Raw genomic sequence first — 12258 nt, forward strand, 5'->3', positions numbered from 1 at the left:
TGCCGACCCTCTACTGGTGAAATTTCCGGGCTAGACTGCCGGGCGATGCAACAACAAAGCACGACCCCGGCCGGCAGCGACATCCCGGCCCGCCTCGACCGCCTGCCCTGGTCGCGCTGGCATTGGCGGGTGGTGATCGCGCTCGGCGTGGCCTGGGTGCTCGACGGTCTCGAGGTCACGCTGGTGGGCTCGATCGGCGGCGTGCTGGAGCGGCCCGACACGCTGGGCTTGAGCGCGGCGCAGATCGGCTGGTCGGGCTCGCTCTACGTCGGCGGCGCGGTGATCGGCGCGCTGCTCTTCGGCAGGCTCACCGACCGCCTGGGCCGCAAGAAGCTGTTCCTGATCACGCTGGCGGTCTATGCGCTGGCCACGCTGGCGACCGCCTTCTCGCCCGACTTCGCCTTCTTCGCGCTGTGCCGCTTTCTCACCGGCCTGGGCATCGGCGGCGAGTACGCGGCCATCAATTCGGCCATCGACGAGCTGATCCCGGCGCGCGTGCGCGGGCGCGTGAACCTGGCCATCAACGGCAGCTTCTGGGTCGGCGCGGCGCTCGGCGCCGGGTTGAGCCTGTGGCTGCTCGATCCGGGGGTGCTGGGCCCCGTGTGGGGCTGGCGCGCGGGCTTCGGGCTCGGCGCGCTGCTGGCCGTGGCGATCCTGCTGGTGCGGCGCAACGTGCCCGAGAGCCCGCGCTGGCTGATGGCGCATGGCCGGGCCGAAGAGGCCAAGCTCATCGTTGCGGGCATCGAGGCCGAGATCGTTGCGCAGCAGGGCGCACTGCCTTCGGCTTCCGGCCGGGTGCACTATGGCGACCGCGCGAGCCCCGGCTGGCGCGAGGTCGCGCAGGTGCTGCTCTCGCGCTACCCGCAGCGCAGCATGGTGGCGCTGGCGCTGATGATTTCGCAGGCCTTCTTCTACAACGCGATCTTCTTCACCTACGCGCTGGTGCTGACGCGCTTCCACGGCGTGGCCGAGGGCAAGGTGGCGCTCTACATCTTTCCGTTCGCGCTCGGCAACGTGCTGGGGCCGCTGCTCCTGGGTCCGCTGTTCGACCACGTGGGCCGGCGCCGCATGATCGCGCTGACCTACGTGCTCTCGGGCGTGGGCCTGGCGCTGACCGGCTGGGCCTTCATGCAGGGCTGGCTCGATGCGCGCAGCCAGGCGCTGTGCTGGTCGGCGGTGTTCTTTCTCGCATCGGCCGCGGCCAGCTCGGCCTACCTCACGGTGAGCGAGGTGTTTCCGCTGGAGATGCGCGCGATCGCGATCGCGATCTTCTATGCCGTGGGCACCGGGGCCGGCGGCTTCGTGGCGCCGGTGCTGTTCGGCGCCTTGATCGAAACCGGCAACCGCGGCGCCGTGGCCATCGGCTATGCGATCGGCGCCGCGCTGGTCATCGTGGCCGGACTGCTCGCGCTGCGCTGGGCGGTGGATGCGGAGCGCAGGCCGCTCGAGGACGTGGCGCCGCCGCTCGGATTGCATACGGACGGCGACGCCTCCGCCATCACTCGACAAGAGCGCGCTTGACGTCTTCCTGCAAGCTGCGCAGGTGCTCGCGCATCGCCGCCCTCGCCCGCTCCGGATCCCGGGCGCGCAGCGCGCGGACGATCTCGCCGTGCTCGTCGTGGTTCTCGCGCTGCCGATGCAGCGGACTGTGCAGGCGGAACAGCCGCGCATTCACGCGCAGTTCCTCCACCAGCCGCGGGAACACCACGTTGCCGCTGGCGGTGGCGATCAGCAAATGGAAGCGGTCGTCGAAGTGCCAGTGCTCGGTTTCGTTGTGCTCGCCGCTGTCGAGCGCGCGGATGTCCGCCTCGAGCGTGTCGATCTCCGCATCCGTGATCTTGCCGACGGCGAGCGCGATGGCCTCGCACTCGATCACCTCGCGCGCACGCATGCAGTCGAAGTATTCCTTGGTGCCCAGCGCGCGCACGGCATAGGAGCGCGCGTCGCGCCGCACCAGCAGCCCCTCGCCGGCCAGGCGCACCAGCGCTTCGCGCATCGGCGTGCGCGAGATGCGCAGGTCTTCAGCCAGGCGCGCTTCCTGCAGCGGGCTGCCGGCCGAGATCTGGCGGTCGAGGATCAGCGTGCGCAACCGTTCGTAGGCCTGCTCGGCAAGGCTGGCAGAGCGCACCTCGAGCGGTGCGATCGTGATGGTGGCGGGTTGCGCCGGACTGGGGAGGCTTGGCATGCGAGGGGAGGCGATTTCCACGAGGGGGCGGGGAAAAGCTTATCAGGCCGGCATTGCGAGGGCGGTGATCTTCACAGCCACTTGTCCAACGGGTTGCCGTCGTTCGGCGCGCGCGGCCGCAGGCAGGGCTGGAAGCGGCCCGAGCCGGCCTCGGCCGAGAACACGCCGTCCTGCCAGACCACGCGCCCGCGCGAAACGGTGACGCCGGGCCAGGCGCGCAGCGCCATGCCCTCGTAGGGCGTGTAGTCGGCCGCGTGATGGAGCATGTCGTTGGAGATCCGCTTCTCCTGCCCCGAGGCGAAGACGTCCCACACCACGAAGTCGGCATCGCTGCCGACCGCGATCGTTCCCTTCTTCGGGTACAGACCGTAGAGGCGCGCCGGGTTGGTGGCGGTGAGTTCGACGAAGCGATGGATGTCGATGCGGCCCGCGAGCACGCCTTCGCTCATCAGCAGCGGCAGGCGCGTCTCCACGCCCGGAATGCCGTTGGGGATGCGGTCGAAGGAAGGCTGGTCGCCGGCCACGCGCTTGCCGTCGGCGCCGTTCATGTTGAAGGGTGCGTGGTCGGACGAGAAGATCGTGAAAAGCCCGCTCGCGAGCCCGTTCCAGATGAACTGCTGATTGGCCTTGTCGCGCGGCGGCGGGCTGCAGATGCAGCGCGCGCCGTGCATCGGGTCGTCGGGATCGATGCCCAGATCCTCGGCGCTCAGGAACAGGTACTGCGGGCAGGTCTCCGCGTGGATCGGCAGGCCGCGCCCGCGCGCCCAGTGGATCTGCTCGACCGCTTCGCGGCCCGACACGTGCACGATCAGGATCGGCGTGTCGACCAGCTCGGCCAACGCGATGGCCCGGTGCGTGGCCTCGCGCTCCACCGCCATCGGCCGCGAGCTGCCGTGGTAGCGCGGGGCCGTGAGGCCGGCATCGAGCAGCTGCTCGGTGAGCCAGGCGATGCAGTCGCTGTTCTCGGCATGGATCATGGTCATCGCGCCATGCCGGCGCGCGGCCGCGAGCACCTCGATGATCTGCCGGTCGTTCAGCTTCAGATCGTCGTAGGTCATGTAGATCTTGAAGGAGGTGTAGCCCTTCTCGATCAACGCGGGGAGTTCGCGCTGCGTCACGTCCTTGGTGGCGTCGGCGACGATCAGGTGGAAGGCGTAGTCGATCACCGCCTTGCCCTCGGCGCGCCGGTGGTAGTCGTCGACCGCTTCCTGGATGCTGCGCCCCTTCTGCTGGGCCGCGAAGGGCAGCACGGTGGTGGTGCCGCCGCAGGCCGCGGAGCGCGTGCCGGTGAAGAAGTCGTCGGCGAAGCGCGAGCCGTCGCTGGTCGGCTGGTCGAAGTGGCAATGGCCGTCGACGCCGCCGGGCGTGACCAGGCGGCCGGCCGCGTCGATCTCGCGTGCGGCCGAGGCATCGAGCCCTTGCGCGATGGCGCAGATGCGGCCGTCGCGCACGCCGATGTCGGCGCGGTAGCGGTCGCCGACGGTGGCGATGTCGGCGTTGCGAAGGATCAGGTCGTAGCTGCTCATGATGAATCTCCGGCTAGCGCTGCTCGAGCACGACGTCCGCAGCCACGACCGGCGCGCTCGCGTTGCCGTAGGCGCGGCCGTAGTGGCGCTCGATGCGGCGCTGCACGAAGTCCCAGGCGGTGGTCATCAGCAGGTAGTAGATGGCGGCGACGAGGAAGAGCTCGAGCACCATGAACTTCTCCTGGATCAGCACCTGCGTGCGGCGCAGCAGCTCCTCCATCGAGATCACCGAGGTGATCGAGGTGGTCTTGAGCAGGCCGTTGATGCTGTTGCCCAGCGTCGGGATGATGAGCCGCATGGCCTGCGGCATGACGATGTAGCGCATGGTCTGCGCGTTGCTGAAACCGACCGCGCGCGCCGCGTTGGTCTGGCCCACCGGCACCGACTGGATGCCGCCGCGAATGATCTCCGCGAGATAGGCCGCTTCGTTGAGGATCAGCCCGAGCAGCGCCGACTCGATCACCGAAAGCTTGAGCCCGAGCTGCGGCAGGCCGGTGTAGATGATGATCAGCTGCACCAGGAGCGGCGTGCCGCGGAACACCCAGATGTAGAAGTGCGCCGGCCCGGCCAGCCAGCGCTGGCTGGAGAGCCTGGCCAAGGCCAGCGCGCATCCGACGACCAGCCCGCCGGCGATCGCCGCGAGCGTGAGCCACAGCGTGGTCACGGCGCCGCTCAGGATGTACGGATTGAACAGGTAGTCGGCGAACCCCGACCAGTTCCAGCCTTGTCCCATGGACTTTCCTTCGTGTACTCAGGGACCGCGGCGCGATCAGCTCGCGGGCCCCTTGACGGTCACGGCGCCGTCGATCGCCTTCACGCCGTACTGGTCGAAGAGCTTCTGGAAGCTGCCGTCGGCCTTCATGTCGTTGAGCGCCTTGGCCATCGCGACCGCAAGTTCCTTGTTGCGCGTGGCCAGCGCCACCGGCGTCGGGAACAGGCCATTGAGCACGCGGTCGAAATCGCCGCGCTTCTGGTACTCGGCGCCGGTGGAGTCGATCGACAGCGCCACCTCGACCTGGCCCGCGCGCAGCGCCTGGAAGGCCATCGCGAAGTTCTCGAAGGTGCGGATGGTCATGCCCTTCATGCCCTTGTCGGTGAGCTGCTTGTCGAGCTCGCGCGCCTTGCGCTCCTCGAAGCCGCCGATCTCCACGCCGATGCTCTTGCCGGAGAGGTCGTCGGGCTTGGCGATCTTCAGCGGGTTGCCCTTGGCCGTGCTGATGCTGATGGCCTGGTCTTCGTACTGCAGCATCTGCATCAGCTTGGCGCGCTCCTCGGTGTAGAAGATGCCGGTGTTGATGACGTCCCAGCGGCCGGCCTGCAGGCCCGGGATCATGGCCGAGAACTCGATGCGTACGTATTCGGGCGTGAGGCACAGGCGCTTGGCGATGGCTTCGCCGAGCTCCACGCGCATGCCCTTGAGCGCGCCGGACTGGTCGACGAACTGCATCGGCGGCAAGGTCGGGTTGACCGACATCACCAGCGTGCCTTTCTTGACCAGCGCCGAGTCGGGCACCGGCGACTTGCAGGCCTGGGCCTGGGCTTGAGCTTGAACCCCGCCCATGCCGAAGACGAAGAGAGCCGTTGCCGATGCGAGAGCGGGAAGCAATTTCATGATGGATTCCTTCAGGAGATGGACGAGACGAGAAAGGGGAACGGGGGGGCGGCGAAGGCGCTCAGGCGCGGATCGAGTCGAGCAGGCCGAGCTGGTCGAGCGCGCGCCGTAGGTCGACCGCGTCGGCCTCGGGCAGCGGCAGGCGCGGCGCGCGGGGCTTGCCGACCGGCAGGCCCATCATCGAGAGGCCGTCCTTGGAGGCGGCGACGTAGCGGTGGCCACCGACCCAGCGCACGATCGGCAGCATCTTCTTGTAGAGCGCAAGCGCGGCAGGCATGTCGCTCTCGTCGGCGACCAGCTCGAACAGGCGCGCCGACATCTTCGGGATCAGGTTGGAGCACACCGCCACCCAACCCTGCGCGCCAAGCCAGAAGGACTCGTAGCCGAGGATGCCGGCGAACACCGTCATGCGATCGCCGCAGAGTTCGATGATGTCGCGCACGCGCGTGACCTCGAGCGTCGACTCCTTGATGTACTTGCAGTTGTCGATGCGCGAGAGCCGCGCCACCAGCTCGGGCTTGAGGTCGACGTTGGCCGTGGCCGGATTGTTGTAGACCATGATCGGAATGCCGATCGCCTCGCCCACCTTGCGGTAGTGCGCGAACAGCTCGTCGTCGGTGGGCGTGCTGTAGAAGGGCGGAATGATCATGACGCCGTCGGCGCCCATGGTCTCGGCCTCGCGGCTCAGCCGCACGCACTCGTCGGTCCACTCCGCGCCGGTGCCGATCAGCACGGGCACGCGTTTTGCTGCCGTGCTCACGCAGGTTTCGATCACCAGCTGCCGCTCTTCGGCCGTCAGCGACAGGAATTCGCCGGTGCTTCCCAAGGGGATGAGCCCGTGGATGCCCTCCTCGATCTGCCAGTCGACCAGCTTCTTCAGTGCCGGCACGTCCACGTGCTTGCCGTCGGCGGTCATGGGGGTGATGAGCACCGTATAGGTGCCTCGGAACGCTGTCATTGCTCGGTCCTCGGTGAAAATCGAATGACGAAGTATATGTATACGTGTAGTATACGTATACATTGAATCGCGTCAATGCGGTTTTTTGCTTCGATCTGCAATGAGCGCCAGACTGACCCACCCCTCCATCACCGCCAGCGGGCGCCCCGTGCGCTTTTGGTACGACGGCCGGCCCATCGACGGCCTGGAGGGCGAAACGATCGCCGCCGCCCTGGCCGCCGGCGGCATCCGGCAGCTGCGCCATACCCGCGGCGGCGAGCGCCGCGGCCTGTACTGCGGCATGGGCGCTTGCTTCGATTGCCTGGTGACGGTGGATGGCCAAGCCAGCCAGCGCGCCTGCCTCACCAAGGTGGCCAAGGGCCAGCAGGTGCGCTCCGCCATGCCGGCGGGAACGCCGGCGGATCCGCTGCGCCCGCTCGCGCCCGAAGCAGCCGCCGAGCCGGCAAGCCGGCAGGTCGACCTGCTGGTGATCGGCGCCGGGCCGGCGGGCCTGTCGGCGGCGCTCGCGGCGCGGCGCGCCGGGGCCGAGGTGCTGGTGCTCGACGAGCGCCTTCAGTCAGGCGGCCAGTTCTACAAGCCGCTGGCGCCCTCCCACCAGGTGGCCGCGCCGATCGATCGCCAGTTCGCGGATGGCCGCGCGCTCGAACAGCAGGTGCGGGCGGCCGGCGTCACGGTGCAGCAAGGCGCGCAGGTATGGGCGGCGTTCTCGCCGCAGCAGGTCGGCGCGCTGATCGACGGGCACGCGACCGTCATCGGCTGCAGGCAGCTCGTGATCGCACCCGGCGCCTACGAGCGCCCGGTGCCTTTTCCCGGCTGGACGCTGCCGGGCGTGATGAGCACCGGCGCCGCCCAGACGCTGGCGCGGGCCTACCGCGTGGCGCCGGGCCAGCGGGTGGTGATTGCGGGCAACGGGCCGCTCAACCTGCAGCTGGCCGCGGAGCTGCTGGCCGGCGGCGCCGAGGTCGTCGCGGTGCTCGAATCGGCCATGCGCCCTTCCCTGGCCCAATGGCGGCAACTGTGGACGGCCGCGCGCACCGCACCCGATCTGCTGCGCGATGGCTGGCGCTACATGCGGCAACTGCGCGCCCATCGCGTTCCATTGTTGTGGGGCCACGCGGTGGTCTCAGCCGAAGGCGAGGACGAACTGCGCGCCGTGCAGGCCGCGGCGATCGATGGGCAATCGGCGACGCTGCGCTTCGAGGCCGACACGCTGTGCCTGGGCTACGGCTTCATTCCCTCCACCGAGCTCGCACGCATGCTGGGCTGCGAACACCGCGCGGTGGATCGCCATCTCGGCTACCTCGCCACGGTGACGCGCGAAGACGGCGCCACCAGCCTGCCCGGCGTGTTCGTCGTGGGCGACGGCGCCGACACGGGCGGCTCGCGCGTCGCTCTGGCACGCGGCACCCTGGCCGGCACGGCGGCAGCACGCAACCTCAACCTGCCCGCGCCTGAGCCGCGCAAGGAGCTCGGCCAATTGCGGAAGGCCGAGCGCTTCCAGCAGGCGCTGTGGTCGCTCTACCAGGCACCACCGGTCTCGCTGTCCACGACACCCGACGACACGCTGCTGTGCCGCTGCGAGGAAATCACTTTCGGCTCGGTGCGCGAACAAATCCGCGCCGGCCGCGACACACTGGCCGCACTCAAGCGCAACACGCGCCTGGGCATGGGCCGCTGCCAGGGCCGCTACTGCGCAGTGACCGCCGCGAAGCTCGTGAGCGAGCTGACGGGGCGGCCGCCCGAGGTCGAGCAGTACTTCGCGCCACGCCCGCCGGCCAAGCCGGTGCCGGCCGGTGCGCTGGGCTTCGAGAAGCCCGAATGGGGCGGCCATAAGCCTGCCATCACCCCCAACCTCGCCCGGCCCGTGGAGCACGCGCCATTCGCGCCGCTGCACACCGAGGTGCTGGTGATCGGCGCCGGCGTGCTCGGATCGTGCCTCGGCTACTACCTGTCGAAGGCCGGCCGGGACGTGACGGTGGTGGAGCGCGACGACATCAACCTGCAGGCCTCCGGCGCCAACGCGGGCAGCCTGCACGTGCAGCTGCTGTCCTTCGACTTCGGCGCCAAGGCACAGGAAGGTGGCGGCCCGGCCGCGGCCACGTTGCCGCTCGGGCCGATGTCGGTGCGCCTCTGGCAGCAGATCGAGGCCGACTGCGGCGAGGACCTCGAGATCAAGATCACCGGCGGCCTGATGGTGGCCGACAGCGTGGCCGGCATGCGCTTCATCGAGGCCAAGGCCGCGCTGGAGCGCAGCCATGGCATCGATGCGCAGGTGATCGACGGCGCCGAACTGCGGCGGCTCTCGCCCGCGCTTTCGGAACAGCTGCTGGGTGCGGAACTGTGCCCGATGGAAGGCAAGATCAACCCGCTGCGCGCGACCTATGCGGTGGCGACGCGCGCGCAACAGCAAGGCGCGCGCATGCTGCGCGGCTGCAACGTGCAGGACATCGAGCGCCTGCCCGGCGATGGCGCCGGCTTCACGGTCCACACCTCGCGCGGCACCATTCATGCGGGCCGCATCGTCAACGCGAGCGGCGCCTGGTCGAGCACCGTCGGCGACATGCTGGGCGTGAAGATCCCCGTCAAGGGCGCGCCGCTGCAGATGATCGTCACCGAGCCGGCGCCGCCGCTGGTGGACCACCTGATCGCGCATGCCGACCGGCACCTGAGCCTCAAGCAGGCGGCCAGCGGCGGACTCATCATCGGCGGCGGCTGGACCGCTGCCTTCCACGAAGGCATGCGCCTGAACCGCGCCGAGCGCGCCAGCATCGAGGGCAGCCTGTGGGTGGCGCGCCGGGTGCTGCCCGCCGTGAGCGGTCTGCACATGGTGCGCTGCTGGGCCGGCATGAACGTCAACATCGACGGCGCGCCGATCCTCGGCGAGGTGCCCGGCGTGCCCGGCTTCTACAACGCCGTCAGCTCCAACGGCTACACGCTGGCGCCCGTCGTTGCGCGCCTCGTCACCGAGCTGATCGTGCTCGGCCGCACCGAGATCGACATCACCCCGTTTCGCATCGACCGTTTTCTCTGACCTCCCCACCATGACCGACTCTTCTTCCGCGCGCGACACACTGCGCCAGTTCATCGACACGCATTTCGACGGGCAGGTGCGCATGCTCGCGCAACTGGTGCAATGCCCTTCCGACAATCCGCCCGGCGACTGCGCGCCGCATGCGGAGCTCACGGCCCGCCTGCTCGAGGCCATGGATTTCGAGGTCGAAAGGCATGCGGTGCCGGCCGAATTCGCAGCGGCGCACGGCATGCGAAGCATCACCAACCTGATCGTGCGCGAACGCTTCGGCGACGGTCCCGTGGTGGCGCTCAACGCCCACGGCGACGTCGTGCCGCCGGGCTCGGGCTGGAGCGTCGACCCTTATGGCGGCGAAGTGCGGGACGGCTGGCTCTACGGCCGCGGTGCAGCGGTATCGAAGTCCGACTTCACGACCTATGCCTTTGCCCTGCGCGCGCTGAAGCAGCTGCACGCATCCGGCATGCCGCTGGCCGGCACGGTCGAACTGCACTTCACCTACGACGAGGAAACTGGCGGCATGACCGGGCCGGGCTGGATTCTTTCGCAAGGCCTGAGTCGTCCCGACTACGTGCTCTCGGCAGCCTTCTCGCACCACGTGGTGGTGGCCCACAACGGCTGCCTGCACCTCGAGGTGACGGTGCGCGGCAAGTCGGCCCATGCCGCGCGCCCCGACACCGGCCACGATGCCATCGAGGCCGCGGCGACGCTCCTGCCCGCGCTCTACCGCTACCGCGATGCACTCGCCGGCCGGCCTTCGCAAACACCCGGCATCACGCATCCGACGATGGTGGTCGGCCTCATCGACGGCGGCATCAACACCAACGTGGTCGCCGACACGCTGAGCTTGCGAATCGACCGGCGCATCGTTCCGGAGGAAGTGCCTGAAGCCGCGGAGGCCGAGCTGCGCAGCGTGATCGAGGACGCCTGCCGCGCGCTGCCGGGCATCTCGGTCGAGATCAGGCAGATCCTGCTGGCCCGGCCGTTCGCACCGGCGCCCGGCGCCCAGGCGCTGGCCGATCTCGTGTGCCGCGAGGCCGGCGCCGTGATGGGCAAGCCGGTGACGCCGATCGGCGTGCCGCTCTATACCGATGCGCGCCTCTACAGCGAGGCCGGCATCCCCACCGTGATGTACGGCGCCGGCCCGCAGACGCTGCTCGAAGCCAACGGCCACCGCGCCGACGAGCGCGTTCCGCTGGACGAACTGCACAAGGCGACGCTGGTGGTCGCCAACACCCTGCTGCGGCTGCTGGCCCCCTGAATTTCAGTGCTGCGTGGTCGGCCGCCCGGCCTCCACCCAGGCTTCGAGTCCGCCGGCCAGCGGCCGCGCGCGCACGAAGCCGCGCGCCATCAAGGCCTGCGCGGCCAACGCGGCCGACACCTCGTTGGGGCAGCTGCAGTACAGGATGATCTCGCGCCCCCTGTCCTCGAAGGGCAGGTCCGCTCGCCGCTGCTGCAGCGCCTTCAGCGGGATCGGCAGCGCGCCCGGGATGCGTCGCGGATCGACCTGGACGCCGGCCTCGCCGCGCACGTCGACCACGATCGGCGGCGCCTCGCCTTCCATCAGGGCAAACAGTTCGTCGATGGTGGCGCGCGGCATGCTGGTGATGCGCAGCATGGCGCGACGGCGCCACCAGCGCAGCGCCAGCATGGCGGCCAGCACGATCACCAGCGCCGCGGTCGCGACGCTGCCGGCATTGGCCAGGGCATCGAGCACCGCCTGGATCTGCTCGCGAAACAGCCAGCCCAGGCCCAGGAACACGCCGGCCCACAGCAGCGCGGCCGCCGTCTCGAAGGCGAGGAAGCGCGGCGTCGACATGCCCAGCGCACCCGCCATCGGCGGCGCCACCACCGAGACGCCGGGCACGAACTTGGCAGCCACCAACGACATGCCACCCCAGCGGCCGATCAGCGTTTCGCTGCGCCGCACGCAGGAGTCCGGCGAGATCGAGATCTTGCAGAGCAGGCGCATGAAGCGGTAGCCGTAGGTGCGGCCGGTATAGAACCAGACGCCGTCGCCCAGCACGTTGGCGAGCACCGCGGCCAGCACCATGGTTGCGAGGAGGGCCGGCTCCGCCACGGCCGCCAATCCGCCGGCCACCACCAGCACCGGCGCTGCCGGCACCGGCAGCCCGACGCGGGCCGCGAAGCTCACGAGGAACACCACGGCGATCGCGTGGTCGACCATCAGAGCTATCAATTCCTGCATGCCCGGAGCGTACCGCCAACGGGCGCGGCCGGCCCGCGGGCGCACTCAGATCGCGACCAGCTGGCGCACGCCCTGCGCTTCCATGTCCTTGCCGAGACCGCGCGCGATCACTTCGCCGCGCTCCATCACGAGGTAGTCGTCGGCCAGGTCCTGCGCGAAGTCGTAGTACTGCTCGCACAGCACGATGGCCATGTCGCCGCGCTGGGCCAGCATGCGGATCACGCGGCCGATGTCCTTGATGATGCTGGGCTGGATGCCTTCGGTCGGCTCATCGAGGATCAGGAGCTTCGGGTTGGGCGCGAGCGCGCGCGCGATCGCGAGCTGCTGCTGCTGCCCGCCCGAGAGATCGCCGCCGCGGCGGTTGAGCATCTGCTTGAGCACCGGGAAGACTTCGTAGAGTTCGGGCGGCACCGGCGTCGAGCCCGGCCTGTAGGCCAGGCCCATGCGCAGGTTCTCCTCGACCGTGAGCCGCGCGAAGATCTCGCGGCCCTGCGGCACGAAGCCCATGCCGGCACGGGCGCGGTCGTAGGGCGTCTTCTTGTGGATAGGCGCGCCGTCGAACTCGATGCTGCCGCTCTTGATCGGGACCAGGCCCATCAGCGACTTGAGCAGCGTGGTCTTGCCGACGCCGTTGCGGCCGAGCAGCACGGTGACCTTGCCGGCGTGGGCTTCGAAGCTCACATCGCGAAGGATGTGGGAGCCGCCGTAGTACTGGTGGATATTCTTGACTGAAAGCATGG

The 12258-nt window shown here is 69.4% G+C and carries 10 protein-coding genes; 3 read left to right on the forward strand and 7 right to left on the reverse strand.

Annotated features, from left to right (window positions below; genetic code table 11):
- The first annotated feature begins 45 nt into the window (after positions 1 to 45).
- Positions 46 to 1521, forward strand: a complete 1476-nt coding sequence (locus ACSQ86_RS21710; protein WP_436309578.1) for an MFS transporter — start codon at positions 46 to 48, stop codon at positions 1519 to 1521.
- Here ACSQ86_RS21710 and ACSQ86_RS21715 read toward each other — a convergent pair.
- From ACSQ86_RS21715 to ACSQ86_RS21735, 5 genes are all read right to left on the reverse strand, one after another.
- Positions 1499 to 2185, reverse strand: coding sequence for a GntR family transcriptional regulator (locus ACSQ86_RS21715; protein WP_436305021.1), 687 nt, complete (start codon positions 2183 to 2185; stop codon positions 1499 to 1501). The two genes, ACSQ86_RS21710 and ACSQ86_RS21715, sit on opposite strands and share 23 nt — an antisense overlap.
- Positions 2186 to 2256: 71 nt before the next feature.
- Positions 2257 to 3711, reverse strand: coding sequence for a dihydropyrimidinase (gene hydA / locus ACSQ86_RS21720; protein WP_436305022.1), 1455 nt, complete (start codon positions 3709 to 3711; stop codon positions 2257 to 2259).
- Positions 3712 to 3724: 13 nt separating this feature from the next.
- Positions 3725 to 4444, reverse strand: coding sequence for an amino acid ABC transporter permease (locus tag ACSQ86_RS21725; RefSeq protein ID WP_436309579.1), 720 nt, complete (start codon positions 4442 to 4444; stop codon positions 3725 to 3727).
- 36 nt (positions 4445 to 4480) lie between these two features.
- Positions 4481 to 5323, reverse strand: a complete 843-nt coding sequence (locus ACSQ86_RS21730) for an ABC transporter substrate-binding protein (RefSeq protein ID WP_436305023.1) — start codon at positions 5321 to 5323, stop codon at positions 4481 to 4483.
- Between the two features lie 61 nt (positions 5324 to 5384).
- On the reverse strand, positions 5385 to 6281 hold the full coding sequence (locus ACSQ86_RS21735; protein WP_093111188.1) for a dihydrodipicolinate synthase family protein: 897 nt from the start codon (positions 6279 to 6281) through the stop codon (positions 5385 to 5387).
- A 100-nt stretch (positions 6282 to 6381) separates the two neighbouring features.
- Between ACSQ86_RS21735 and ACSQ86_RS21740 the strand changes: the two genes are divergently transcribed.
- Positions 6382 to 9312 (forward strand): FAD-dependent oxidoreductase, encoded by a 2931-nt coding sequence (locus ACSQ86_RS21740; protein WP_436305024.1) that lies wholly within the window; start codon positions 6382 to 6384, stop codon positions 9310 to 9312.
- A 10-nt stretch (positions 9313 to 9322) separates the two neighbouring features.
- On the forward strand, positions 9323 to 10570 hold the full coding sequence (locus tag ACSQ86_RS21745) for a M20/M25/M40 family metallo-hydrolase (protein WP_436305025.1): 1248 nt from the start codon (positions 9323 to 9325) through the stop codon (positions 10568 to 10570).
- A 3-nt stretch (positions 10571 to 10573) separates the two neighbouring features.
- Here ACSQ86_RS21745 and ACSQ86_RS21750 read toward each other — a convergent pair whose 3' ends face one another.
- Both ACSQ86_RS21750 and urtE read right to left on the reverse strand, forming a co-directional pair.
- On the reverse strand, positions 10574 to 11497 hold the full coding sequence (locus tag ACSQ86_RS21750; protein WP_436294981.1) for a rhodanese-like domain-containing protein: 924 nt from the start codon (positions 11495 to 11497) through the stop codon (positions 10574 to 10576).
- A gap of 66 nt (positions 11498 to 11563) precedes the next feature.
- Positions 11564 to 12256, reverse strand: coding sequence for an urea ABC transporter ATP-binding subunit UrtE (gene urtE, locus ACSQ86_RS21755; protein WP_436305026.1), 693 nt, complete (start codon positions 12254 to 12256; stop codon positions 11564 to 11566).
- Between the last annotated feature and the right edge of the window lie 2 nt (positions 12257 to 12258).

This window comes from Variovorax sp. LjRoot130 (assembly GCF_964253755.1).
Lineage (GTDB): Bacteria > Pseudomonadota > Gammaproteobacteria > Burkholderiales > Burkholderiaceae_C > Variovorax.